Annotated in this window: 21 protein-coding genes, 1 tRNA gene and 1 pseudogene; 11 read left to right on the top strand and 12 right to left on the bottom strand. The window is 58.9% G+C overall.

Going from position 1 to position 24,393, the window contains the following annotated elements:
- Nucleotides 1–42 precede the first annotated feature (42 nt).
- From hsdR to GWE18_RS06670, 5 genes and pseudogenes are all read left to right on the top strand, one after another.
- Entirely contained in the window at nucleotides 43–3,585 is a 3,543-nt protein-coding gene (hsdR, locus tag GWE18_RS06690) for a type I restriction-modification system endonuclease (protein ID WP_275184995.1), read from the top strand.
- Entirely contained in the window at nucleotides 3,582–5,060 is a 1,479-nt protein-coding gene (locus GWE18_RS06685; protein WP_275184994.1) for an N-6 DNA methylase, read from the top strand. Before hsdR ends, GWE18_RS06685 begins: the two co-directional genes overlap by 4 nt.
- Nucleotides 5,057–6,382, top strand: a complete 1,326-nt coding sequence (locus tag GWE18_RS06680; protein WP_275184993.1) for a restriction endonuclease subunit S — start codon at nucleotides 5,057–5,059, stop codon at nucleotides 6,380–6,382. Before GWE18_RS06685 ends, GWE18_RS06680 begins: the two co-directional genes overlap by 4 nt.
- A gap of 132 nt (nucleotides 6,383–6,514) precedes the next feature.
- Nucleotides 6,515–7,188 (top strand): annotated as a pseudogene (locus tag GWE18_RS06675) (SOS response-associated peptidase family protein).
- A 715-nt stretch (nucleotides 7,189–7,903) separates the two neighbouring features.
- Nucleotides 7,904–8,374, top strand: a complete 471-nt coding sequence (locus GWE18_RS06670; protein ID WP_275184992.1) for a thermonuclease family protein — start codon at nucleotides 7,904–7,906, stop codon at nucleotides 8,372–8,374.
- Between the two features lie 17 nt (nucleotides 8,375–8,391).
- On the opposite strand, the gene GWE18_RS06665 is transcribed toward GWE18_RS06670, so the two are convergent.
- The 3 genes from GWE18_RS06665 to GWE18_RS06655 form a co-directional block, all read right to left on the bottom strand.
- Entirely contained in the window at nucleotides 8,392–9,381 is a 990-nt protein-coding gene (locus GWE18_RS06665; protein ID WP_275184991.1) for a caspase family protein, read from the bottom strand.
- Nucleotides 9,378–9,767 carry a TIR domain-containing protein gene (locus GWE18_RS06660; RefSeq protein ID WP_275184990.1) on the bottom strand — a complete coding sequence of 130 codons (390 nt, stop codon included), beginning with the start codon at nucleotides 9,765–9,767 and terminating at the stop codon, nucleotides 9,378–9,380. Before GWE18_RS06660 ends, GWE18_RS06665 begins: the two co-directional genes overlap by 4 nt.
- A gap of 186 nt (nucleotides 9,768–9,953) precedes the next feature.
- Nucleotides 9,954–10,172: a hypothetical protein gene (locus tag GWE18_RS06655; RefSeq protein WP_275184989.1), complete on the bottom strand. Its 219-nt coding sequence runs from the start codon at nucleotides 10,170–10,172 to the stop codon at nucleotides 9,954–9,956.
- Between the two features lie 64 nt (nucleotides 10,173–10,236).
- On the opposite strand from GWE18_RS06655, the gene GWE18_RS06650 reads away from it, so the two are divergent.
- Complete coding sequence (locus GWE18_RS06650; RefSeq protein ID WP_275184988.1) at nucleotides 10,237–10,440, top strand: hypothetical protein; 204 nt, start codon at nucleotides 10,237–10,239, stop codon at nucleotides 10,438–10,440.
- 931 nt (nucleotides 10,441–11,371) lie between these two features.
- On the opposite strand, the gene GWE18_RS06645 is transcribed toward GWE18_RS06650, so the two are convergent.
- On the bottom strand, nucleotides 11,372–11,506 hold the full coding sequence (locus GWE18_RS06645; RefSeq protein ID WP_275184987.1) for a hypothetical protein: 135 nt from the start codon (nucleotides 11,504–11,506) through the stop codon (nucleotides 11,372–11,374).
- A 302-nt stretch (nucleotides 11,507–11,808) separates the two neighbouring features.
- Between GWE18_RS06645 and GWE18_RS06640 the strand changes: the two genes are divergently transcribed.
- Complete coding sequence (locus GWE18_RS06640; RefSeq protein ID WP_275184986.1) at nucleotides 11,809–13,083, top strand: cell envelope integrity protein TolA; 1,275 nt, start codon at nucleotides 11,809–11,811, stop codon at nucleotides 13,081–13,083.
- A gap of 266 nt (nucleotides 13,084–13,349) precedes the next feature.
- Here the strand turns inward: GWE18_RS06640 and GWE18_RS06635 are convergent, their stop codons facing one another.
- From GWE18_RS06635 to GWE18_RS06620, 4 genes are all read right to left on the bottom strand, one after another.
- Entirely contained in the window at nucleotides 13,350–13,781 is a 432-nt protein-coding gene (locus tag GWE18_RS06635; RefSeq protein ID WP_275184985.1) for a hypothetical protein, read from the bottom strand.
- 736 nt (nucleotides 13,782–14,517) lie between these two features.
- A complete protein-coding gene (locus tag GWE18_RS06630) occupies nucleotides 14,518–15,822 on the bottom strand; it encodes an AAA family ATPase (RefSeq protein WP_275184984.1) in 1,305 nt (434 codons plus the stop codon).
- Nucleotides 15,819–16,718, bottom strand: a complete 900-nt coding sequence (locus GWE18_RS06625; RefSeq protein ID WP_275184983.1) for a toprim domain-containing protein — start codon at nucleotides 16,716–16,718, stop codon at nucleotides 15,819–15,821. The genes GWE18_RS06630 and GWE18_RS06625 overlap by 4 nt, the downstream gene beginning before the upstream one ends.
- Before the next feature lie 118 nt (nucleotides 16,719–16,836).
- Nucleotides 16,837–17,094: a helix-turn-helix domain-containing protein gene (locus tag GWE18_RS06620; RefSeq protein WP_275184982.1), complete on the bottom strand. Its 258-nt coding sequence runs from the start codon at nucleotides 17,092–17,094 to the stop codon at nucleotides 16,837–16,839.
- Nucleotides 17,095–17,218: 124 nt separating this feature from the next.
- Between GWE18_RS06620 and GWE18_RS06615 the strand changes: the two genes are divergently transcribed.
- Both GWE18_RS06615 and GWE18_RS06610 read left to right on the top strand, forming a co-directional pair.
- Nucleotides 17,219–17,797, top strand: coding sequence for a TraY domain-containing protein (locus GWE18_RS06615; protein ID WP_275184981.1), 579 nt, complete (start codon nucleotides 17,219–17,221; stop codon nucleotides 17,795–17,797).
- The gene (locus GWE18_RS06610) at nucleotides 17,794–19,014 is read left to right on the top strand and encodes a tyrosine-type recombinase/integrase (RefSeq protein ID WP_275184980.1); all 1,221 of its coding nucleotides are present in this window, start codon (nucleotides 17,794–17,796) and stop codon (nucleotides 19,012–19,014) included. Before GWE18_RS06615 ends, GWE18_RS06610 begins: the two co-directional genes overlap by 4 nt.
- Before the next feature lie 89 nt (nucleotides 19,015–19,103).
- Here GWE18_RS06610 and GWE18_RS06605 read toward each other — a convergent pair.
- Nucleotides 19,104–19,179 (bottom strand) — tRNA-Trp (locus GWE18_RS06605).
- A 153-nt stretch (nucleotides 19,180–19,332) separates the two neighbouring features.
- Here GWE18_RS06605 and GWE18_RS06600 point away from each other — a divergent pair.
- Nucleotides 19,333–20,556, top strand: a complete 1,224-nt coding sequence (locus tag GWE18_RS06600; protein ID WP_275184979.1) for a serine hydrolase domain-containing protein — start codon at nucleotides 19,333–19,335, stop codon at nucleotides 20,554–20,556.
- 98 nt (nucleotides 20,557–20,654) lie between these two features.
- On the opposite strand, the gene GWE18_RS06595 is transcribed toward GWE18_RS06600, so the two are convergent.
- Together GWE18_RS06595 and GWE18_RS06590 are read right to left on the bottom strand one after the other, a co-directional pair.
- A complete protein-coding gene (locus tag GWE18_RS06595; protein ID WP_275184978.1) occupies nucleotides 20,655–21,422 on the bottom strand; it encodes an SDR family oxidoreductase in 768 nt (255 codons plus the stop codon).
- An 89-nt stretch (nucleotides 21,423–21,511) separates the two neighbouring features.
- A complete protein-coding gene (locus GWE18_RS06590) occupies nucleotides 21,512–22,222 on the bottom strand; it encodes a histidine phosphatase family protein (protein WP_275184977.1) in 711 nt (236 codons plus the stop codon).
- Between the two features lie 139 nt (nucleotides 22,223–22,361).
- Here GWE18_RS06590 and GWE18_RS06585 point away from each other — a divergent pair, with 139 nt between their 5' ends.
- Nucleotides 22,362–23,147 (top strand): SDR family oxidoreductase, encoded by a 786-nt coding sequence (locus GWE18_RS06585; protein WP_275184976.1) that lies wholly within the window; start codon nucleotides 22,362–22,364, stop codon nucleotides 23,145–23,147.
- Between the two features lie 228 nt (nucleotides 23,148–23,375).
- Here the strand turns inward: GWE18_RS06585 and GWE18_RS06580 are convergent, their stop codons facing one another.
- Entirely contained in the window at nucleotides 23,376–24,287 is a 912-nt protein-coding gene (locus tag GWE18_RS06580; protein ID WP_275184975.1) for a DMT family transporter, read from the bottom strand.
- Nucleotides 24,288–24,393 lie beyond the last annotated feature (106 nt).

Here is a 24,393-nt window from a genome sequence, read left to right as displayed (position 1 = left end):
AGCGGTAATCAGCCTGCTTCGGGGGAGCGGTCGCCAAACTAAATGAATGCCAAAGCGCAGCCAAAATCCGCCAATTTCAATTTTCTGGCGAGACGCTATCCAGATTTGGAGCGCATCGGCGCTCTTTGCGAACGCTATTTTTCCGATGACCCCATTATCGCGCTGATAACGGTTCGCCAGTTCGGCGAATTGTTGGCGCAGATGGTTGCCGCTCGCTCTGGCCTTTTGGCCGACGCCAGCGAACCTCAAGCCGATCTGCTCCGCCGCCTCCGGGTTGATGCGAACTATCCACGGAACGTGCTGGACCTCTTCCATCAGCTGCGGGTGGCAGGCAACGCTGCGGTACATCGCCGCGATGGTGATCATGCAACTGCGTTGTCATGCCTCAAGATGGCCCGGCAATTGGGCATCTGGTTTTATCGCACGTTCGACGATCAAAACTTTAAGTCAGGGCCATTTCAGCCACCCCGCCCTCCCATTGACGCCACCGCTGAACTCACCGCCGAACTTGCGCGACTGCGAGCCGAAAAGGAGGCAGCCCTAACTGAGGCCCAGCGAGCTAAAGAGGCTGTCGCCGAGGCTGAGGCAGCGAAGTTAGTCGCCGAACAGGGCGCGAAGGGCGCGGCCGAGGAGAAGGAGATTTGGGCGCAGTTAGCCGCCGAAAGCGAAGCGGCTAAGGAACAGCTCTCCCTGCGCCTAGCCATTCTGCAAGGCAAGGTCGCGACGTCGGCAATTGAACATTTATCGGCTCCTCAATCCAACGCGTCGCGAGAAGCTGCATGGATTGACGCCAATCAACTCGCCGAACAAATGGTTGAATGGCAGGCTGCCGCTGTCGCCAGTCCGGCGGCCGAAAAACAGAAGGTCGTTCAGCTTGCGGAAGTTGCCGCCGAAGCCATCAACCTCGATGAAGCCGACACACGCCAGCTCGTAGACGAGCAACTGCGTGAGCGCGGTTGGGACGCCGACAGCGTTAACCTGCGATATGCCAAGGGTGCCCGGCCCATCAAAGGCAAGTCGATGGCTATCGCGGAATGGCCAACTCCTAACGGTCCGGCCGACTATGCTCTTTTCGTTGGCATGACCTGCATCGGCTTGGTGGAAGCCAAGCGCAAGCGCAAAAACATCCAGGCGGCGATTGATCAGACCGGGCGCTACGCTCAGGCGTTCGTGGCGGGTGACGGCATTGAACTCCCGGAAGGCGGGCCATGGCGATTTAGCTCCGGGGAGACTAACGAGCAGCCCTTTCGTGTCCCCTTCCTGTTCGCTACCAACGGTCGCCCTTATCTCAAGCAGGTCGAGACGCAGAGTGGCATATGGTTTCGTGACGCCCGTCATTCGACCAACTTGCGACGCGCTCTGACTGATTGGCCCACGCCGGAAGGCTTGACCGCCGAACTGAACATTGATCGGCAAGCTGCTCAGGAACGCCTCGCGTCATCGCCCATCGAGTTTGGCTTTCCGCTGCGCGACTATCAGAAGCGGGCAATACGCACCGTCGAGAATGCGCTCACCAACGATGCCAACCGCACGATGTTGCTGGCGATGGCAACCGGCACCGGCAAGACCAAGCTCGCCATCGCTCTCCTGTACCGTCTCCTGGAGACGAAGCGCTTCCGCCGTGTATGCTTCGTGGTGGACCGCCACGCCCTCGGTGATCAAGCTGCTAACGAGTTCAAGACCACGCGCATTGTGAGTACGCGAACATTTGCCGACATCTTTGGCTTAAAGGAACTCGGCGATATCAGCCCGGAAACGGCCACCAAGGTGCATATCTGCACGATCCAGGGGCTGGTAAAGCGAGTGCTGTTTGCCAACGAGAATGAAGATGTACCGCCCGTTGACCAATACGATTTGATCATCGTGGATGAGTGTCATCGAGGCTATCTGCTTGACCGGGAAATGTCCGATGCAGAACTGTCGTTCAGGAGCGAGACCGATTACATATCGAAATATCGACGCGTGCTGGAACACTTCGACGCCGTGAAGATCGGACTGACAGCGACACCCGCGCTGCATACTGTCCAGATATTCGGTGATCCCATCTTCACCTACTCCTACCGCGAGGCCGTGATCGATGGATTTTTGATCGATCACGATCCGCCGATCCGGATCGAGACCGAGCTTTCGCGAGATGGCATTCATTTCGCGCGCGGGGAACAGTTGCCTTTGCTCGACGCAACCACCGGACAAATCGATCTGACCCACGCGCCAGACGATCTTGATTTCCAGGTGAGTGACTTCAATCGAAAAGTAATCACCCGCTCATTCAATCGGGTGGTTTGCGAGGAGCTGGCCAAGCAGATTGACCCGTCCCTGCCCGGCAAAACTCTGGTTTTTGCTGCAACCGATGGGCATGCAGATATCGTGGTGGACGAACTCAAGAAGGCGTTCGAACGACGCTATGGCAGCGTGGATGACGCCACTGTCGCGAAGATCACGGGCAGCGTTGACGACCCCGGAAAGCTGATCCGCAGTTATCGCAACGATGCTGCGCCATCTGTGGCGGTAACAGTTGATCTTCTGACGACTGGCATCGATGTCCCCAAGATCGAAAATCTCGTGTTCATCCGTCGTGTGTCAAGCCGCATCCTCTACGAACAGATGTTAGGTCGGGCTACCCGCCTCTGCCCTGAAATTGGCAAGGAGACATTCCGCATTTTTGATGCCGTGGGTATTTATGAGGCGCTTCAATCCCTGACCGCGATGAAACCGGTTGTCGTCAATCCGAAATTGACCCTCACGCAATTGCTCGAAGAATTCGCTCGGGTGACCGACCCCGGTCATCGGGGACAATTGCGCGACGAAATTCTCGTGAAGCTACGTAGAGCTGTAGGCAAGCTAACGCCGCAGGCACAGGAGGCCTATGAGGCAGCAGCGGGCGAGCCGGTCCGGACGACGCTCAATCGCCTTGCGCAGGAGCCACTAGAGGGAATGGCCACATGGGTCAAAGGCAAGCCCGGGATTGGACCGATCCTCGACTGGAGGCCTGAAGGCGGAAGACCAATCCCGCTGCCGATTTCGGTGCATCCTGACAAACTGGTTGGCGTGACAAGCGGATACGGTGCGACAACAAAGCCGGAAGACTTTCTCATTTCGTTCGAACGGTTCGTCCGCGAAAACGTCAACAAAGTCGCGGCATTGCGAGCCGTCGTGCAGCGCCCGCGAGAGCTGACGCGAGATAACCTCAAGGCCGTCCGGATGGAGCTCGACCGGCAAGGGTTCTCCGAGGCCGCGTTACGGAACGCCTGGAAGCAGGCCAAGAACGAGGATATCGCTGCATCCATTGTTGGGTTCATTCGGCAGGCGGCACTCGGCGATCCGCTTCTACCCTGGGCCGACCGCGTGAAGACAGCGATGGATCGTATTGGCAAGCGCGGGACTTGGAGCGAACCGCAGCGCAAATGGCTTGAACGCATCGGCAAGGCCGTGGCACAGGTTGGCGTTGCCGACCGTGCCGTGTTGGATGAAGGTCAATTCCGTGAAGAAACCGGCGGGTTCACGCGATTGGATCGCATCTTTGACGGACGACTGGAAGCCATTCTGGGCGACATTAATGACGAACTCTGGAGCAAGTCTGCATGACGAACGACAATGTCACGCGCGATATCGTGCAGAAGCTCTGGGGCCTCTGCAACGTTTTGCGCGATGACGGCATCACGTATCAAGCTTACGTGACCGAGCTTACGTTTCTGCTATTTCTAAAGATGATGCAGGAGACCAAGCGCGAGGACGCCTTACCCAAGGGATATCGTTGGGGCGATCTGACCAAGCGCGAAGGCGAAGACTTGCTGACCTACTACCGTGCCTTGCTGCTCAAGCTCGGCACCAGTGGCACCGGCATGGTGCGGGACATCTTTACGGACGCTCAGACTTCGCTGCGGAAGCCGACAAATTTAAGAACGCTGGTCTCGGAAATTGACAAGTTGGATTGGTTTTCGGCTCGACGTGAGGGCTTGGGCGATCTTTATGAAGGTCTGCTGCAAAAGAATGCTGGCGAGAAGAAATCGGGAGCTGGACAGTACTTCACACCGCGTCCCTTGATCGACTGTGCAGTGCGCCTTCTCAAGCCAAAGCCGGGCGAGATTGTGCAGGACCCCGCAGCCGGGACAGGCGGCTTTCTCGTGGCGGCGGATCGTTACATCAAGGACGCCACCGACGACCTGTTCAACCTGCCCCCAGCGCAGCAGGCATTCCAGCGAACACAGGCTTTCGTTGGCCTAGAACTGGTCCTTGATGCCCATCGGCTGTTGCTAATGAACCTGATGCTTCACGGCATCGAGGGATCGGGTGTCGCCGTAGGAGATACGCTGAGCCCCGACGGTGAGCGATTGCCGAAGGCCGACTTGATCCTGACCAACCCTCCTTTCGGAACAAAGAAGGGCGGCGGTCGGCCAACGCGCTCCGACTTCTCCATCACGGCGGATACGTCAAACAAGCAATTGGCCTTTGTCGAGCATGTTGTGCGCAGTTTGAAACCGGGCGGGCGGGCGGCGGTGGTGGTGCCCGATAACGTTCTGTTCGAGGATAATACCGGACAGCGGCTGCGTTCATGGCTGATGGATCTGTGCAATCTGCACACCGTGTTGAGGCTACCAACGGGCATCTTCTATGCGCAGGGTGTCAAGACTAACCTGCTGTTCTTTCAACGTGGCAAGACCGACAGGGCCAACACCAAGGCCGTATGGGTCTACGACATGCGCGCAGACGCGCCTGCCTTCGGCAAAACCCGTCCGTTGACGGTTCAAGACTTCGCCGACTTCGAGAAGGCTTATGGGGACGATCCGAACGGCGGAGCCAAGCGCAAGGATCAGGGCGAGGAAGGTCGCTGGCGTTGTTTCACGCGGGAAGCAATCAAGGCGCGAAATGACAGCCTCGACATTTCCTGGCTGCGCGATACGGAGATTGATGCGGAAGCGTACTTAACGGAGCCGGAAGATATTGCAGCTGCGATTATCGGGCATCTCAAGGCGGCGCTGGAGGAAATCGAAACCCTATCGGAAGAATTAGAGCCGGACACTGTTGATGAAGCTGCTGCCGTGGCCGAGGCTGCGGAATGAGCGATCTGCCGAACGGCTGGGCATGGGCCCGATTTGAAGACGTTGCCGACATTGCACAGAACTTGGTCGCACCGTCGAAAGTACTCGATTTACCTCACATCGCGCCCAACCACATTGGTTCGGGCAACCGCCAACTGCTTCCATATTCGACCGTCCGCGCCGATGCCGTCATTAGCTCCAAGCAGCGCTTCTACCCCGGTCAAATACTCTTCACCAAGATACGCCCGTATCTGCTCAAATCTGTCCTGGTGGATTTCGAGGGCGTCTGTAGTGCTGACATGTACCCTCTTTGGACAAAGGATACGGCGGAGCCGAAATATTTGCTCTACTGGCTAACATCGCCCGATTTCCGAGATGTGATCGCTCATGAGCAGGGCCGGACCGTGCTGCCAAAAATCAATCAGGCGGCCTTAAACCGAACGCTGATGGCTCTACCACCGCTGCCAGAGCAGCGACGGATCGTGGCGAAGATCGAAAACCTGTCTGCAAACTCAAGACGCGCCCGCCAACACCTCGACCATATCCCTCGACTTGTTGAGAAGTACAAACAAGCGATTTTAACGGCGGCGTTTCGAGGCCAGTTGCAAACCTGCATCACAACGACGCTTGGCGATTGCTCCGACTTCGTGACGAGCGGCTCACGTGGCTGGGCGAAATATTATTCAGATACCGGACCGAAGTTCATCCGGGTCGGGAATGTCCAGCGGACGGACATCTCCCTTAATTGGGACGACACTCAAAGGGTAGCTCCTCCAGATGGATCTGAGGGTCAGCGGACCAATGTACGACCGAATGATCTCGTGATTACCATCACTGCTGACCTAGGGCGGGTCGGACTGGTCACTTCCGACATAGGACCGGCTTATGTAAATCAGCACGTAGCTTTGGTTCGGCTCAAGGCTCCTGAAAACGGTCCATATCTGGCGTGGTACTTATCGAGTGACATCGGACAAGAACAGCTGTTGGAGAAGGATCGAGGAGCGACGCGTGCTGGTCTCGGTCTTGAAGATATAAGAGCGGTCAGCGTTCCGGAAATTTCGCTCAAGGACCAGCAAGTAATCGTCAGCAAAATTGAGACCGCTTTTTCTTGGATCGACCGCCTTGCTGCCGAGACAACAAGTGCCCGCAAACTCATCGACCACCTCGACCAAGCCATCCTCGCCAAAGCGTTCCGGGGCGAGCTTGTGCCGCAGGACCCGAACGACGAACCGGCTAGCGCCCTGCTGGAACGTATCAAGGCGGAGCAGACTTTACCCGTGAAGCGCCGTCCCAAAGCCCGGAAAACAACTGCCGTCAAGAAGGCCAGGAAGGCAGCCAACTGATCCACGGCGGCTACGCGTTAGGGGTTTCAGACGAGTCAGGCCTATGGAACTGAACGAGCTATTGCTGGAAAAGGTATCGATCCGCACGATGTTAAATGACGATTGAGCCTGAGTGCACACCACGGCTTTGATATGTGTAATCTCTATTCGATCACCACGAACCAGGAAGCGATCATCCGGCTGTTTCGTGTCCTCAACCGCTACGTCGGCAACCTCGCGCCCATGCCCGGCGTCTTCCCGGACTATCCCGCGCCCGTGATCCGCAACACCGACAACGGCACCGAGCTTGCCGTGATGCGCTGGGGCATGCCGCCACCACCGCGCACAGGCGGCCCACCAGTCACCAACATCCGCAATACGTCCTCGCCGCATTGGAGGGGATGGCTCAGGCGGACAACCGCTGTCTTATCCCGGCAAACAGCTTCGCGGAATACGCGCCGGAGCCGAACCCAGAGACCGGCAAGAAGGACGTGGTTTGGTTTGCGCTGAACAATGACCGACCGCTGTTCGCCTTCGGCGGCATCTGGACTGAGTTCAAAGGCGACCGGGGTACCAAGTCGAAACCGATCCCCGGACCGCATCTCGTCTACGGCTTTCTGACGACATCGCCGAACGCGGTGGTCGAGCCGATCCATCCCAAGGCAATGCCGGTGATCCTGACGACCGACGAAGAACGAGACGTTTGGATGCGCGCGCCATGGGAAGAAGCGAAGGCGTTGCAGCGACCGCTGCCGGATGATGCGTTGAAGATCGTGGCGCGCGGCGCGGACAAGGAAGACGTGGCGGCAGCATCATCCACTGCATAAGACGGATAGTCCCTATTGCCTTCGGTTGCCAGTTCCGGTTGAATTTCAACTGAGGCCAGAAATGAATTTTTTCAGCAATATTGCTTTGAACTTGCGGGCTAACGGTCCCGCCGCTGTCATGTGCACTTGGATCGTAGCTTTTACGTTGCTCGCGCTATTGGGACAGGGCGAACTGGCCGGAAGGGCTTTGGCCGTCCTCATGATAGTCGGCGGAATGATCTTTGCGTCGTTTGGCTTACTTAAAGGCGGGAATTGAAATCTGTCTTGGTGTCCACTGGCCACTCTAAAGTTATTGGTCAAACGAAATGTTTCAGTTTCGTCGAATTGCGGGTTTGACCACGACGGTGATCGCTGTACTGATCGGATCGGCATCTGCCCGGGCAGAACAAAACCGACCGCGACATAGAAGAGATTAAGCAAATCCTCAGAACGGAGCCGAACCGCCTCACCACTTCGGGGATGTGCGCTGGTTTTGTGGTCGGCGCTGTGGAGGCATTGCGGGCTTTCGCACTGGTATGTCCGCCTGATGGCGTCACCAACGATCAGCTTGTGCGGATGGTTGTGAAAGAAGCCGAGCGCCGCCCGGAGCAACTACATGACGACTTTATCGTACCAACGACCGCAGTGATGATGGTAACGTGGCCATGTAAGAAGAAATGATCGCGCTGATTTCAAATTGCGCGGCCTCTCCGTGCGCAACCTCCTAATAGCATCGATGCTATTAGCCACATCGGCTCAAGCGGCCGATGGCTTAACCGGCCAAGCCAGCGTCATCGACGGCGACACGCTAGAAATCCACGGCAACCGCCTTCGCCTTTGGGGCATCGACGCGCCCGAGAGCGACCAACTTTGCCGGACCAAGAGCAGCGACCATTATCGATGTGGGCAGAAAGCCGCGAACGACCTCGATGCATTCATTAGCCGCCCCGTTGAGTGCGTTGAAGTTGATCGCGACCAATACCGGCGCGCTGTTGCGGTCTGCACTGTCGCGGATATCGATCTTGCGGAGTGGCTGGTCAAGAACGGCCAGGCACTCGACTGGCCGCTATATTCCAAGGGAGCATACGCGGCGGCGCAGGACGAACCAAAGCGCGCGGACCGTGGCATGTGGAGCGGCAGTTTTATCGAGCCTTGGCGGTATCGTGCTTGCCGAAGAACAGGTGGATCGCCTGCTGGTTGTTCTTGATCAGCTATCCCAACACTTCAAATCCGCTTCATCTCGGCTAGCTTTCGATAGTGCGCACCGAGCGCGGTAAGTTTACAGCCTGTCGAATTGATAGCAGCATAAAACATGTGCTCAGCATCGATGGGCACAACTAAACCGTGGCGGTTGCACATCTGAAGCTCCTTGAAGGTCCGCACATTCTCCTCATTTACCGGAATGTTGCGCAGCGCCTCAGGGATGTTTTGCCGGTCAGGCTCAAAAGAAGGATCAAGGCGAAATATGTGCGCCGACATCGGGAAATAGGCGGGAAGCCGCCGAAGTGTGTCTAGTGGGATTTTGGGCGTCACCTGTCGAAGGGTAACAAACGTCTGCACGTTCGCTTTATAGATTGGGCGCTGCTCCCAAGGCCCCAACGTTTGGTCGATCAACGAATACAGCGATGCAGGCGTTATGTTGCCGCAAACGTCCGCCGAACTACCACCTAATCCGTCGAGAAGTATTCCAGTAAAAAGCCCGTGCCCATTAGCTTCACTCGCTGCGCCTTCTCGATGGCAGGCGGTAAGAATTGTCACGCCGGTGCCAATTGCTGAGATATTTTGGTTCGCCAATGACGGCAGTTCTCCAGCAAAGCCAGATTGGCAACTGTCGAGGATGACGACGGTTGATTTGATACGCGGATAAGCGGTGTTGGCAAGGTTCAGGATTTCAGACAAACCTAGACCCCACGATCCCTTTTTGCCGTCTTGGCTAACTATATAGCCAGCATTCGTTTCTGGATTGATTAGCCCATGACCTGCAAAGAAGAGGAGCGCCGTATCAGCATCTCCCTTGAAGAGTTCGGAAGTGGCTTCTGACAACAGAGCGCTCGTTACATTCGTATCGTTGCTGGTGATTAGGCGGACCGAGAAATTGGGCGAACCATCGCCATTCGTTTCAAGTCTGTTTGCGACTGAGATGGCATCGTTTACGCAACCGCTCAAAGGGGCGGATGGGTAATCGTCGATGCCAATTATCAACGCCTTTTTCATCGACCGCCGCCGATAAGGGCTTTGAGGTTCGGCCACGTCCAATCGTATATCTTGTCGGTGGATTTGGAGGAGGTCGGTGCTTTGCAGCCACCATCCTTATAGCCCTGCAGCAGGAAGTAAGAAATCTTCTCCTCTTGCGCGATGGAAACTTCAGCGCTCACACCCGCAGCGGTATTGGTTTTCTTTCCACAGATGACTGCAACAACATCAGCGCCCTTTATCCTTGCACGCGCCTTCTCCTTCCAATTCCCACTTAACGCTTCCTTGATCGACCAATCGACCAATTCGAACGGGGAGTCCGCGAGTTTTGATTGCCCTACCAGAAAATCCTTGAGCGTCTCGTCGTTATCGTAATCGAAGCTAATAAAGACCTTTGCTTTAGCCATACGTTCCTCAGCAATCGTTTTGAAAATGATGAACTCTATAACCCGCTAGGCCATAGACATCTCTTTTACGAACCAGCAATCACACGCTACACGAAAAAAGTGCACCATTCGCGTGATGGTTGTAGAAATATTTCTCTTATCCACAGTCCTCGATATCGACAGCCAGTCGGCGGGCGTGGGTTAGTGTCATGGGATCAAGGGTTTTTCGATCCAATCATAGTGCCGGGCCGGAAGCCACTGGTCACACTGCGCGACGCGGCAGAATACATTACCAAGCTGCCGCACGCAGAGCACGATGAAGAAAAATGGCAAGCCGCGATGCAGGCGCTGTTGCTGGTAGCGGAACACGATGGGCCAGCGATGTTTGCCCGGATCGGCGTCATGAAAGCATTGAACCGGGGCCACGTTCGGAATTTAACCCATCTCGCAAGGAACCCCACTGGGGACGCCGCAAGCTGGCGCGAGATCGATGAAAACGGTCTGGATTTACGTCGATACAAAGAAGCAGGTCGGCGACCGTGACCATCTCAAGGTGTTTGCAAACCCGGACCTCGCCGATAAGTGGTTCGTGGTGAACGATCCCGAAGGCGTCGTCTTTGAGTACGAGATCATAGGCGTTGCAGAGGACGAAACGTCAACGGCATCGCTAGGACCGAGGCCGATCATCACATGAAATGCCCTGGCTGCGGGCAATGGTTCGACATGCGCGATTTGGCGCAGTGATGGCCCACATCCACGATCAGGAACAGGCGCGGCGGCGGGTGCAGCGCTTGGCGGGAGCTGCTGGAATGGCGACCGATACGCGATCACCGTGCGGTACCGACACATTGCCCCAGATCAATGTGACGGAATGATAAAAGACCTAACGTTCGTTAGAGCATCAGCCGAGCGGCACGGAGGGGTGCCGTTGAGGTTCCTGCCAGAGGCCCGGATACCCTCAGCCGGGCCTCGCGCGCATCTGCGTCGCAGCAGGAACGACAGCTAACAGCGCCGCGTTATCAGATCGGGCCGCCAACCCCGAGCGGCCTAGCACGGTTCCGTCCCAGAGCCCCCAGCCCCACTACCCGAGGCGGGACCGTGCACGCACGGCGTCCACCGAAGCGCCCCTCAATCAAACGCGAAACGAGTGCCTGATTTGTCGCAGCATCGATATAACAGCGTTCGGTATGGCGGCGATGCCAGGGTGGCTGCTATCAGCGGTCTCAGATCAACCCTATGACGATGAACGCAGCGATCTCGATCAAGACTGCGGTTCCTAGGGCGGCGACTGCAAGAAAGGCCTCAATTGGCGATAGGTGCATGGCTCGCCTCGCAGTTTTGCGAAGCCCGCAGCCGAAGATTAATTCACCTAGGTTTAAAAGGTTGCGGTTCCGAAGGCGCTAGCAAACATAGCTGGCGCAAAGGTCCGGAACGTCCGGACGCTATCCGCGTTTTAATGGCGAGAGGATGGAATTCCCGCGCTGACGGGGACAGTCCCACCAAAAGCCATGCGGTGTAACGCCCACATGGCTTTTGTTGTGTCAGGGCTGGAGAGCCTACCAGCCGTGAGCCTTGCCATAGCTCCATAGTCTGCCGCTCGGTCAGATGGCATCAGCCGAAATGCCTCAAACGCGAAACGAGTGCCTGATCTGTCGCAGCATCGCCATGGCAGCGTCGGCATACAGACCATGGGTGAGATACTGATCGAGCAGCGCTGCACCAAGCAGCACCAAACCTGCAACTAGGATGCCTTTGAACATAGTGGGCCTCTCCAAAATGGAAGGAGACCGCAAACCGGGCCGGTCGGGTTAAAGCATTTCGGAATTCGCTGCCGCTGATCGCGACCTATCTGCAATGTGAGTAGGCTTTCACCGACCAGTTACAAATCCCTTAAAGGGCGGAGCCAAATGTCGCCCATGCAAAAGCTCGGCTGCCGGTTGCAGCGGCCAGTTCCTAGTGAGGAACTTGGGGAGAAGAGCGGATGCACCTAATTCGTCTAACTGACATCGTGTGTTGGCTGTGATCAATACGAGCCAAACGTTGATGATTGGGGGATTGTCGTTTGAGAGTGATAGTTTCGCTGGGCGTGGTGATGGTCGCCCTCGCCAGTTCTAATATTGCCAAAGCTGACTATGTTCAGTCGTGGGTGGACAGCCGGGGTGGTTGCAAACGCGCGTGGACCGATCTGGGACGGATTTACGGCGATAAGTTCCTCGGCAAGCCAAACTCCGAGTGGACTGACGCGATGGTTGAGGAGTACGCACAGGTAAGAGATCGGTGCTTCCTTGAGGTCAATGGTTTCCCTCCGAGCTACAATCTTGACGCTCGGCGCGAGGTTCAACGAGCAACGCAGACACTCAAGCAAGCGGTCGAACGAGGCAGGGCCGCAGAACGACAGAGGCTTGCCCAAATCGAAGCGAGCGGCAGGCTCGCAAGGGAGACGATGGAGCGAGAGCGCGCCAAGCAAAACGAAATGGCTGCGCTAGAAGCGCTTGAGGCTCAAAAGAAACGCGAACTCTCGCAAGAGGAAGCTCGCATAAAGCAAGAGCGGCTTCGCGCAGAGGCGAAGCGTGATCGAGAGGCCGCAGAAGAGGCGCTGCGAGTTGCGGAAGCCGAGGCACCCAAAATTGCGGAAGCGGCCAAGGAAGCCGAAGCAGCTCGGCGCGCTCGACAGGCGGCAGAGCAAAAGCTAGCGGATATTCGAAGTCAGCTAGGGTTGCAGGAAAAAGCGCGGCAGGATGCTTTGGCCCGAGCAGAGGCGGCAGAAATTTCTCGACGGCAAGAACTGCAACGTGAGGCTGACCCCGCAAAACATGAACTCGCTGCGGTAACAACCCCGGCGAAGGCCGAGATATCGCAGGCGCTCAATGCAATGCCCGATCTCGAAAAGCAATTCATCGCTGCCGTCGAGAACGCGCGCTCGGTCTACAAGTCGGGAGCGAATGACATGGCGAAAGGGGCCGCCCGGCCACTGCGCGCAAAGGAACTATGTGCCCTGTTGCGCTCGCCGAGTATTAGGAATTGGGTCGGGCGAGTTTCAAAGCTTTCGACAAATGGCGACGGCAAGGGCGTCTTGGAAGTGCAGATCGACAAGGACATTGTGATCAAGACTTGGAACAATGCCGTCTCGGACGCAGGAGATAACACCCTGATCGATCCAGGTAGCCCATTGTTTTCGAAGGCGTCGGCGCTGGCAGAAGGAAAGCAGGTCGTTTTCTCTGGATCATTTCGGGCGGACAGCACCGATTGTGTCAGAGAAGGCAGCTTGACCTTGCGCGGCTCCCTTATGGAACCTGAATTCATCTTCCGCTTCTCGGACGTCGCGTCGAAACAATAAGATGAAGGCCGCTCCGGCAGCCTTTTCTAAGGTACTTTGGGGGCCTTCCCTCCGACGCGGGGACGCGGGACGGCGGCCTTTCTGGATATTTGGAATTTGCGTTTCCCGATTTTGATCCGCCGGTTAATGTTGCGAAATCCGCGAGATAGGCGAGGCAAATGACTGAGCCGAGACCAAGTGTGGTGGGCAGGCGGTGCTAGGGGCTAGCAACGCTGGTTCTACTCCATTCGCGCCGCTCGGTGGATCGGGAACAGTCCGGCAACCCACTAGTCGGCAAGCTGCCACTTGCACAAAGCAAACATTTCACCCATGGAACGGCCAACGACCATGTTTGTGTAATCGCTCAGCATCTGACGTTCGTGCTCGTCCGCCATAGCATTTGAAAGCTGCATCGCATCGTCTAGTCGCCCGATAGCAGGACCACGCTCCATAGCGATCCGGCGGCGTTGCGAGACCCGGCGTTTAGTTCTCATCAGCGCAAGCATCTCATCGACGTCCTTCGCAGCTTGCACAATTTCGAGCTTCACTTGCACCGTATCTCGGTCGCGAAAGCATCGGTAGCGATGCTGGTTGCGGTCGAAGTCATATCCGCCATCCGGAAGGCGCACAATCACGCCCCGGGCTTCAAGCTGCTGAACCCGCCTTTGCGTCAGGCGGAGGCGGTCCGCTAGCGTTTGCTGGTCTACGAGGTTGGTCATCATCAGCTCCTCTCGCGAAGCGAAACCGCGATTTCTCGAACCCGAAATATCCTCAAAATCCGCGCGCGGCGGCCGCGCGGGCCTTCGGTTCCGCGATACGGTCCCTAAATTTTTCGCGCAGAAATCGCGATGGTTGGCCCTTGCGCATCGATGGTGGCCACGCCGGTGGCCGTTCGTGCGATGGGGCGATCCCTCCCCGCCCCGGGGAGGACGCCCGCTATAGGCAGCCATTGCGAGCCACGCTGATGCGGCTGTTCGCGCCGGAACTCGTGGCATGGGCAGAGCATGACTCGCCAGCGCGGATGACATGGCGCTCCGGAGACCGCCCCCTCCTCCCCTCGGGGGAGAGGGGGCTATTTCGTCTCGGGATGACGGAGGGGCCTCTCCCTCCCCCTGCCTACCTTCCTTCCTTCGATGCCGTGCTCGTCGATGCGGGGGCGGGCCGGTGCGTTCATGAACGCGCGCTCGATCTCGAACGCGAGCGACTTCGGTTGATACGCGCGACGAAACAGCCGCCGAACGGCTAAAAGATACGCAGAGCGATGGGAAAGCAGGAGAACCGAGCCATCGGCCGCTAAGACCGGCGCGGTCATGTTGGGGGCCGCTTTGCGTCAGTGCCAGTTGCCAGTCCCTAAAGGGACTGGCGCAACTGGCGCACTGGCGCAAATCTCGGCCCTTTACGCCCGATGGCTGCGCCAGTCGTGCGCCAGTAATGCGCCAGTTGAGAAGCTGGCGGCTATTCGTCATCGGGACAAGCCAATGCCGATACTGCGGGCGCTTCCGGCTTGAACGGGCCAGGAATAATGAAGCTGCGATCCTTACGGTCCTCGTCCCTGCGCTTCTCGATGTCCAAGACCCTATTTTCCAGCCATTTCTTGATGATCGCTTGGAGGCTTGCGAGGTCTTTCGGGTCCGTGTGGCCCTCATGCGCTACCGTCAGACCGAGTTGCTTGGCGAGCGCATAGCCGAACCACTCCGGCGACCGCCGGTCGGCGCGATATGCGCCAGTCCGCGCCAGTGTTCGCGCCAGTTCCATGTCCGTTTTGGTGAGATATTTGAAGGGGTCGGGCGGCTCCCACGGACTGGCGCACGCTATCCGATCTCCATTGACCAGATTTTCGACCACGAGACGCATCCATTTTGACTTGCCGAGAGGCCCCATATTGGCCTTCCCGTTGGTAATGCGAATGTGCAGGCGGCGCTCGTCGTCCGACAGTCCGAGCTTTACGGCCTCGTCTCGCGTCATGAGGTTGAGCACCCGCGCCGAGCGCACCGCCCAAAGTACGGAAGACGCACCGCGCATATCTTCAACGGTCGTATCGGGCTGCCCCGATTTCGGTTTACCGGGATGGTGAAAGACCTCACCTGCTGAGTTGGTCCGCCCGGCGATTGAGCCGAAGCCTTCCTTAATCACAACGTCCATGTGAGCGTTGTCATTCTCGATCACGCTATGAAAAGAGATCAGCGGGTCGATCATGAAAACGTCGATGCCATTCTGGCGGATGAAGTGCTCCATGTAGTTGAGGGCAGCCTGATCAATCACCGGCCTACCTGCGATCAGCGTGGCGATCCGCAGGGGTTTATCGCGGACAGATTGGACATAGAGGCGGTCGGCCAGGTCCGTCCGCGTGATGCAATAGTGCTGGCATGTAGCGGCGACGCGCCGGTCGAGTTCGTTCTGATCTTCCTCGCCATTGCAGAACCAAACCCGCAGCTTCCCTTCCGGCGAGACAACCTTGGTCGCGATGTCGAAGCCGACGGCCATACAAACGGCTTCGTAGACGGCGCGCGTGGTTTTGGCGCGACCGCCAGCACCAATGGTCGCCCCGATTGCACCGCGAATGTAGTGACCCTCGTAGAGGCTGTGCCGCTTCGGAATTGTCGCCGGGTCACGCCACCACGGGACCGGAGGCTCGCGCATTTGCTTTTCGCCGGGATCACTGCCGTTTGTGCGCGGCGGCTCCGGCTTTACCTTGTCGATATCTTCAAGTGTCGCGGCTTTCCCGCGCTGTTTCATGCTGTAGTTGATGTCGGCGGTCATCGGGCACCACTCCCGATTTCGAACGGCGGAATTAGCCGGACCTCGATGTCACGCCCTTGCAGCCGTTCGGCGAGCCTTGCTGAATTTTCTCGTCCGGCCTTATTGTCATCGACGCAGATTGAAACGCAATCGACATGGGCAGGGACGCTCTCGGCCAGCGCGGGCATGCGCGTTGCACCGCCTGCGGCCCAAGCACCGATCCCCATCGCGGCGTGCACCGACAACGCGTCCTCGACGCCTTCGCAGATCGCCAGTGCATTGCTGCACTCGGCAAATGGTGCGCAGATCATCGGCGTCCCGAGGCAGCGCCCGATGGTGATCTTGGCCGGATCGCCATCATCTGCGCTAGGGCGATGACGGTCGCCGCCATCAGCATTGAGTTTGATCAGGTGAACACCGGCAACGGCTTCGTCGGCCAGGCGCAAAACGCCGGGTTCGATTTCGGCGGGGATGCCGTAAGCGCAAACAATGGCGTGCTTGTAGTCGCTGCACGCAGGCAGGTAGCGGATCGTCGGCGGGATCGGCCCGGCATAGGCGCGGGCTTCCCGAATATATCTCGTTGCGGCGGGCGATTGGTCTACCGCCCGCCCAAGCCCAAACAGAAAGCGCGCCGTGCGAAGCTGCGTCACTGCGTCGTCGGCGGCAATCTGCTTGGGCGGCGGCGCTCGCGATACGTGCCGTGAAGGTTGATCGTACCTGTCGGTCAGCCCTCGATGACGTAGATGGGCGAAAACATCCTCGGTTGCGCAGCCGCCCCAGCATTTTACCAGCAGCGCGTCATGACCGTCGCGAAGGACTAGCGAACGGCCGCCGTGAGCGGGACAGAGGCAGCGCCAAACGGTGCCTTCGCGCCGTGCTCCGCCGAGGGTTTGGGCGATGGCTGCGGCGCTTGTCATCGCGGCTGCCTCGGCCCATTGCGGATTTCGAGTGGCGACCCTAAAATGACGCGGCACATTTGAAAACTTTCCAAGCCGCTTGGGGCGAACGCATCGACAGCCTCGCCCGGCGGCTTTTTTATTTGCGCTTGCCCATCTTGATCGGGGCCACTTTGGCGGGCCCTTCGGCAATGGTTTCGGGTTGCTCGATTTTTCGCAGCCACGCGGCCACCGGAACCCTCAGAAGCGCCCCAAATCTCAGAACTGGGATTTCGCCCCTTTGAGCGGCGGCATAACTCGCGTTCCTCGAAAGCCCGACCATCCTCCCCGCCTCGGGCACCGTAATGGTCAGGGTGGCTTGGCCGTTGTCCGGGCCGCTCCAGTTGGCATTAGTCATGACCAATCTCCATCTTTGCGTAATCTATTACGCAAATGAGTATTAGGCTTAACCCGCCACAACCCAGCTTGACTGTCAAGGCCAATGCGTAATAGTTGACGCAGATTTCGGAAAAGGACACCTGATGCCGCGAACCGTCGGTAGCACCAGCAAGCGGAAGAAAACCTCTGGTAAGCGGCATCCGCTCAATATGCGGACAACACAAGAATTGCGGGATCGCATGGAGAATGCGGCCCAACGCTCAGGCCGATCACTCGCCGCCGAGGTGGAGGTTCGGATGGAGCATTCGTTGAACAGACAGGACTATCTGGTCGAGCAATGGGGCCAGGACGTTTTTGACATCGCCGACAGCATGGCCAAGGCGCTTTGGCACATCGAGCAATTCACCGGCCAGAGATGGATTGATGACGAAAACACCTTCCAGCTTTTCAGCTTGACGGTGGCGGAACTGATCCGATCTTATCGCGACCTCGTCTTGCGGAACGGCCGTGGCAGGCCGACCGGCTCACTCGACGGCAAATCACCGGCAGAACTGGCGCAGATGTTCGCGGGCTTGGGCGGCATAAACCCGCCTCGTGCTCGTGGGAGCGATGATCAATCAATAGCTGACGCCCTCGCTAGCCGCGAAGCATGGGGCAAGACACTCGAACGCTTGGGTTCGCGGCCACTACCAAATCGGCAAGCAAAGGAAAGAAAGCCATGAAGGGCAGCATCACGCAGCGCTCCCCCGGCAGCTATTCGATCATCCTCGATCTCGGCAAAGACCCGGCGACCGGGAAGCGGCGGCAGAAATGGCACACATTTCGTGGCACTAAGCGCGAAGCAGAGATCGAATGTGCCCGGCTGATCACCGAAATGGGGGCAGGAGAATATGTCGAGACTTCCAAGCTGACAGTCGGCCAATGGATCGACCAGTGGGTTGAGGCCGGGGCACCGGGGCGGAGGCGCAAGAAAGTCAGCCAGCGGACGTTAGAGCGCTATGGGCAATTGCTGCGGACGCACGTTAAGCCGGTATTGGGCAATCGATTACTCCAGAAATTGCGGGCCCCACAAGTCGACGCGCTCTACGCCAGCATGGCGGAAGCCAGACTCATATCACCTCGGACGCAGCATCATGTTCACACTGTTCTCGGTGCCTGCTTGGCGACCGCCCACCGCAAGGGTCTAATATCCGCCAATCCGATGCTGCGGGTCGAGCAAGTCCCAGCGCCGGATCACTTCGATCACGACCAGGAAACCGACGAGATCGGAGAGGGCTTGACGGAAACCGAATTGGCAGCATTGATCGCAGGGTTCAAGCTATCCAGCATCTTCCCTGTTGTCGCGCTGGCAGCCGCTAGCGGCGCACGGCGGAATGAACTGTTGGCCTTGCGCTGGTCCGACCTTGATGCCGACAAAAAGACGCTGCGGATCGAAAGGGCTTTGGAGCAGACGAAAAAATTCGGGATCAGGATCAAGCCGCCGAAAACGAAACGCGGGTTTAGGACCATTGATCTGGATGATAGAACAATTGCGATCTTGCTTGAGGCGAAAGAACGGCATCAGCGCCTCTGCGCTGGCATCCCTGACGGTGCCGACGTTGATCTGTCCCTGATCCGGCTGCCCGACGGCGCGCTGATGTTTCCGGCACTCTCCGTGTCATTCACCACGCCGCGCCATCCGCGCAATTTCTCAAGGGATTTTGCGGAGCAGGCCAAGCTGCTCGGCTTTGGCAAAACCCGGTTCCATGATTTGCGCGGCATCCATTCCACCGCCCTCCTCGATGCTGGGATACCTGTACATACTGTCGCCCAACGGATCGGGGACGACCCCGCCATACTTCTGCGGACTTACACCAAGCGGAAAAGGTTGAAGCAGGCTGACGAAAAGCTGTCCGATACCATTGCGGGCTTGGCGGCTGGATTTCTTGGCGCTGGTTGATCGTGCGGCAGGCAGCCCCGCGTGTTAGCAAATCCGTTAGCAAAACCGAACAATCAGGTCGGCGATTAGCCCTAAGTCATTGATATCATTGGCAGGAGTGGCAGGGCTCGAACCTGCGACCCCCGGTTTTGGAGACCGGTGCTCTACCAATTGAGCTACACTCCTGCAGGGAAGCGGCGTGTGCGGCCGCTTCGCGCCGTTTCAAGCATAGGCCATGCCCCGATTGCAAGGGGCGAAGCGGCTTGCGCCCTACCCAAAGCAGGGCTTCTGAGCCAAACTTTGTTCTCGGCACAACAAACAAGAGCAACGGGAGACACCATGAACGCCCAGACCGCCGCCCGGCAGACATCCGGCCCCCAGACCCCTTCTCTCCCCGACGCCAGGCCGGAAACCATCGGGCTCTCGCCCCTCCGCCTGCAGCGGATGTCTGATGCCTTCAAATGCGAGGTCGACAAGGGAACCCTCCCTGGGGCCACGGTCATGGTGGCGCGGCGCGGTCAGATCGGCTGGTTCGATGCGATCGGCCGCCAGAGCCCGGCGGCCAGCGCGCCGATGGCGCATGACAGCATCTTCCGCATCTTCTCGATGACCAAGCCGATCGTTTCCGTCGGCATCATGATGCTGGTCGAGGGCGGCCACTTCATCCTGGGCGATCCCGTCGCAAAATTCATTCCGGAATTTGCCGACCAGAAGGTCGGCGTCGAGAGCAACGGCAAGCTCGACCTCGTGCCTGTGAAGCGGCAGATGACCGTTCAGGACCTGCTGCGGCACACGTCCGGCCTTACTTACGACCACACCGGCAACGGCCTCGTCCAGCAGCTCTACCAGCAGTCGCGGCTGCGCAGCCGCAAGATCACCAACGCCGAGCACGCGACCATGATCGCCGGTATGCCGCTGATCTGTCAGCCGGGCGCGGAATGGAACTACAGCCGCTCGACCGACGTGCTCGGCCGCATCATCGAGGTCGTCTCCGGCAAGTCGCTCAGCGCCTTCCTGACCGAACGCATCCTGGCGCCGTTACAGATGACGGAGACCGCGTTCCACACTGCTGAAGCGAATGCCGGCCGACTCGCAGAACCGTTTGCGACCGATCCCTGGAATGGCGACAAGGTGCAGCTCTTCAACATGCTGGAGAAGCCTGCGATGGAATCCGGCGGCGGCGGGCTAGTCTCAACCACCATGGATTATGCGCGGTTCTGCCAGATGCTGCTCAACGGCGGCTCGCTCGACGGCAACAGGATCATCGGCCGCAAAACGCTCGAGCTGATGGCTTCAGATCATCTCAGCGCCGGTGTGAAGGTCGACTCGCCGCTGATGCCGCCCGGTCACGGTTTTGGCCTCGGCTTCGCGGTCCGCACTCACCGAGGCATCGCGCCCTTCCCGGGCTCGCTCGGCCAGTTCTTCTGGAGCGGCATGGCCGGCACGTTTTTCTTCATCGATCCGGCCGAGGAGCTATTCACAGTGTTCATGATGCAGGGCCCCGGACAGCGCGAATATATCCGCAACATGCTGCGGGATCTGGTTTACGCGGCGGTGGAATAAGACGCAGCGTCATTCCGGGGCAGCCCGTTAGGGCTGAACCCGGAATCTCGAGATTCCGGGTTCGCGCTGGCGCGCGCCCCGGAATGACAGGCCAATAGTCAACTGATCGTCGCGCCGCCGTCGATCACGATGGTCTGACCGGTCATGAAGTCGCCAGCCTTCGATCCCATCAGCACCGCGGCGCCCGCTATCTCGTCCGGCACGCCAATGCGCAAGAGCGGCGAGCGCGCCGTCGATGCCTTCAGCGTCTCCGGATTGTCCCACAGCGCCTTGGCGAAATCGGTCTTGATCAGACCGGGCGCGATGCAGTTCACGCGAATATTGTGCTTGCCGTATTCGCAGGCGAGGTTACGCGCGAGCTGCATGTCGGCCGCCTTCGAGATCGCGTAGGCGCCGAGCACGGTCGAACCCTTCAGGCCGCCGATCGACGACACGATCACGATCGAGCCGTCCTTGCGCTCGATCATCTGCGGCACCACCATGTTGATCAGCCAGTTGTTGGCGACGATGTTGTTGTCCAGGATCTTGCGGAACTGGTCATCGGAAATGCCGGCGAGCGAACCGTAATAGGGATTGGACGCTGCGTTGCAGACCAGCACGTCGATCTTGCCGAAGGCGCGGTTGGACTCGTCGACTAGGTTTTGCAGGTTTTCCTTGCTGGAAATGTTCGCAGCGATCGCAACCGCCGTTCCCTCACCGAACTTTTCGTTGATCTCCTTGGCGACCTGGTCGCAGACATCCTGCTTGCGCGAGGAGATCACCACCTTGGCGCCGTGTTCGGCCATGCGCTCGGCGATGGCACGGCCGATGCCGCGCGTGGAGCCGGTGATGACGGCGACTTTCCCGGTCATATCGAACAAGCTCATGTCTCTCTCCCCGATGTTGATCCAGCGCGATGCCGGTTTGGTCTTGAATTCGAACTAAGCAGCCTTTGCGGTTCTCGACAACTTAAGGCTCAGCCAAGTTTCGTCTCCGGTGGCTCGACCTCCGGTCCCGCCGGCTGATGCATGGCATTGTGCGAAGCATCAGCGATCCAGGGCTGCTGGTTGACCATCGGGAGCCGCCAGCCGCCGTAATTGGCACTCGAGATATGATCGAGCCGTGTCACCGAACAATTATCGATATCGAAGGCCATGCTCTTTTCGGGCTGACCGCCGAGCGCGAGGCCGATAGCGGCCCTGATCGTGCCGCCATGCGCAACCACGACGATGTCCCTGCCCGCCTGTTCGGCATTGATGCGTTCGATCGCGCCGCATGTGCGATTGTACAGGTCCATGAAACTCTCGCCGCCGGGCGGGACCTCGTCGATCTCCGCAAACCAGTGACTGCCGACCGGGCGGCTGGCGAGGAACGCCGCGCGGTTGAGGCCCTGCCACTCACCGAGATGCTGCTCGGCGAATGCATTCACGTACGGCATCTCCGAAGGCTTCGGGAATCCCGCGGACCAGATCGCGCTCGCGGTCTGATGCGTGCGCTTCAGATTGCTTGCATACCAGATTGCGTTACGCGGCAGGATTTTTCCGACCGCCTCGAATACGATGCGATCGCTGCAGTCGCAGCCGAGATCCTTCTGTCCGTAAATGCAGCCGCCATCTTCGCGGACGGGCGCATGGCGAACCCACCACCATCGTGTCGTGATCGTCAGCGGTTTGTCTGTATTGGACATCGCCAAAGCCCTTCAATACTGTTCGTTGTCGCTGTACGTCAGAGCATACATCGTCTCAAGTGCCTCAGACGTTTGAAATCTTGTTTGAATTCCGCAAGGCGGCAGACGCCGACACACGCAACACGGTAGGGAGAAACTCATGGGCCGCCTCGAAGGCAAATCCGTCATCATCACCGGCGCGGGCAGCGGCATCGGGCGCGCAGCATCGGTGCTGTTCTCCAAGGAAGGGGCGAAGCTCGTCATCGTCGATAAGACCGAGGGCGTGAGGGATACCGCCAGGCTCGTCAGCGATGCCGGCGGCACCGTCGAGGCCGTGATGGCGGATGCGGGTTCGGAAGCCGACGTGAAGGCCTTCATCGACAAGGCGGTCGCGAAATACGGTAGCCTCGATGCGATCTGGGCCAATGCCGGCGTCAGCGGCGGACTGGTGCCGCTGGCCGAGCAGACAGTCGAGCACTGGCAGGAAGTTTTGCGCATCAATTTGATCGGACCGTTCCTCGCGATCAAGCATTCGATGCCGCACATGATCCGACAGAAGTCCGGCTCGATCGTCTGCACCGCTTCGGTGGCGGGCCTGAAGGCCGGCGCCAGCGGACACCCCTATGGTGCGAGCAAGGCCGGCGTCATCAGCCTGGTGCAAACCACTGCTTACTCGCTGTCCGGCACCGGCGTGCGTATCAATGCGGTGTGCCCGGGCCTGATCGAAACCGGCATGACCAAGCCGGTGTTCGACCGCGCCAAGGAGCGCGGCACCTCCGACAAGATCGGCCAGCTCAATCCCCTGAAGCGCGCCGGCCAGCCGCACGAACTTGCCGCGATGGGCCTGTTCCTCGCCAGCGACGACGCTTCCTATGTCAACGGTCAAGCGATCCCGGTCGACGGCGGCCTGACTGCCTCGATGCCGTATACGGGGAAGCCGATTTAGCCGTGATCGCGTGCACCGGACGCAGCGCAGCGCCACAAGTGCGTTCACGCGCGTCTTCGACGCGCTATGGCGTTGCGCTGCAGAGCCGGGGCCCATTGCTTGCACGGAACGGGAAGTTGGGTCCCGGCTCTGCGGCGCGTCACTTTGTGCCGCACCGCGTCCGGGACACGAGACTGATTTTCCAGGCGGAAGTCGCAAGTAAGCTCCTAATCTTTCGGCGGCGAACGATCACAACCCATCCGGCGGAAAGCCCGATGATTCCGCCGCCAGCGCGCGGTGACGAATGCGCTCGCGGTAGAAGGCATAGAGGCCGGACAGCACGATGACGGATGCGCCCAGCACCATCATCGCATCGGGCACGTCGCCGAACACGAGATAGCCGAGCAGCATCGCCCACAGCAGCGCGGAATAACGGAACGGCGCCACCGCCGAGATGTCGCCAGTGCGCAACGCGGTGATGATGCATTGATAGCCGATCAGCAGCAGCACGGCGGCCAGCGCCTGCAGGCCAAGCGCGCCTGTCGACGGCGGCGTCCAGCCCCCGAGCGGAACGAGGATGACGCCGCCGGCGGCGGTTACGGTCATTGTCGTCAGCAAGGTGATGAACAGCGACGGGATCTTGGCGGGTATCCGCCGGGTTGCGAGATCGCGCAGCGCGCAGAACGCGACCGACACCAGCGCGAACACCGAATACTGGCTGAAGCCCGCCAGCCCCGGCCGCACGATGATAAGTACGCCGATGAAGCCGGCCACGATCGCCGACCAGCGCCGCCATCCGACCGGCTCGCCGAATAACACGGCGGCGCCGAGCGTAATCGCCAGCGGCAAGGCCTGAAAGATCGCCGAGGTATTGGCGAGCGGCAAGTGCGCGAGCGCCGCCATGAACGATATCGAGCCGCCGATTTCGCCGAACACCCGCAGCGCCACCGGCTTTTGCATCAGCGTGCGCAGCGGACGCAACGCACCCTGATACCAGGCGAACGCCGCGACCAGCACGATCGCGAACAGCCCGCGCACCAGCATCACCTGGCCAAAGTTCATCTCTGACGACACCGCCTTGGTGATGGAGTCGTTCATGGTGAACGCCGCCATGGACACCGCCATCAGCAGGCTGCCGCGAATATTCGGAGAGAGTGCCAACTGGATTTCCTCATGGTGAGGAGCGCGAAGCGCGTCTCGAACCATGAGGCCCCATCTGTGGCCTACATCCTTCGAGACGCCCGCTCTGCGGGCTCCTCAGGATGAG

The organism is Bradyrhizobium sp. CSA112, assembly GCF_029051645.1.
In the GTDB taxonomy this organism is placed as follows: domain Bacteria; phylum Pseudomonadota; class Alphaproteobacteria; order Rhizobiales; family Xanthobacteraceae; genus Bradyrhizobium.
Note: the sequence above shows the minus strand (reverse complement) of the source record. Positions and strands in the feature narration are given on the sequence as shown.

Excerpts from the sequence above, each read along its gene's own strand:
- hsdR (WP_275184995.1), top strand. The coding sequence starts at position 43 with ATGAATGCCAAAGCGCAGCCAAAATCCGCCAATTTCAATTTTCTGGCG.
- GWE18_RS06685 (WP_275184994.1), top strand. The coding sequence starts at position 3,582 with ATGACGAACGACAATGTCACGCGCGATATCGTGCAGAAGCTCTGGGGC.
- GWE18_RS06680 (WP_275184993.1), top strand. The coding sequence starts at position 5,057 with ATGAGCGATCTGCCGAACGGCTGGGCATGGGCCCGATTTGAAGACGTT.
- GWE18_RS06670 (WP_275184992.1), top strand. The coding sequence starts at position 7,904 with ATGCTATTAGCCACATCGGCTCAAGCGGCCGATGGCTTAACCGGCCAA.
- GWE18_RS06665 (WP_275184991.1), bottom strand. The coding sequence starts at position 9,381 with ATGAAAAAGGCGTTGATAATTGGCATCGACGATTACCCATCCGCCCCT.
- GWE18_RS06660 (WP_275184990.1), bottom strand. The coding sequence starts at position 9,767 with ATGGCTAAAGCAAAGGTCTTTATTAGCTTCGATTACGATAACGACGAG.
- GWE18_RS06650 (WP_275184988.1), top strand. The coding sequence starts at position 10,237 with ATGAAAACGGTCTGGATTTACGTCGATACAAAGAAGCAGGTCGGCGAC.
- GWE18_RS06645 (WP_275184987.1), bottom strand. The coding sequence starts at position 11,506 with ATGTTCAAAGGCATCCTAGTTGCAGGTTTGGTGCTGCTTGGTGCAGCG.
- GWE18_RS06635 (WP_275184985.1), bottom strand. The coding sequence starts at position 13,781 with ATGACCAACCTCGTAGACCAGCAAACGCTAGCGGACCGCCTCCGCCTG.
- GWE18_RS06630 (WP_275184984.1), bottom strand. The coding sequence starts at position 15,822 with ATGACCGCCGACATCAACTACAGCATGAAACAGCGCGGGAAAGCCGCG.
- GWE18_RS06625 (WP_275184983.1), bottom strand. The coding sequence starts at position 16,718 with ATGACAAGCGCCGCAGCCATCGCCCAAACCCTCGGCGGAGCACGGCGC.
- GWE18_RS06620 (WP_275184982.1), bottom strand. The coding sequence starts at position 17,094 with ATGACTAATGCCAACTGGAGCGGCCCGGACAACGGCCAAGCCACCCTG.
- GWE18_RS06615 (WP_275184981.1), top strand. The coding sequence starts at position 17,219 with ATGCCGCGAACCGTCGGTAGCACCAGCAAGCGGAAGAAAACCTCTGGT.
- GWE18_RS06610 (WP_275184980.1), top strand. The coding sequence starts at position 17,794 with ATGAAGGGCAGCATCACGCAGCGCTCCCCCGGCAGCTATTCGATCATC.
- GWE18_RS06600 (WP_275184979.1), top strand. The coding sequence starts at position 19,333 with ATGAACGCCCAGACCGCCGCCCGGCAGACATCCGGCCCCCAGACCCCT.
- GWE18_RS06595 (WP_275184978.1), bottom strand. The coding sequence starts at position 21,422 with ATGAGCTTGTTCGATATGACCGGGAAAGTCGCCGTCATCACCGGCTCC.
- GWE18_RS06590 (WP_275184977.1), bottom strand. The coding sequence starts at position 22,222 with ATGTCCAATACAGACAAACCGCTGACGATCACGACACGATGGTGGTGG.
- GWE18_RS06585 (WP_275184976.1), top strand. The coding sequence starts at position 22,362 with ATGGGCCGCCTCGAAGGCAAATCCGTCATCATCACCGGCGCGGGCAGC.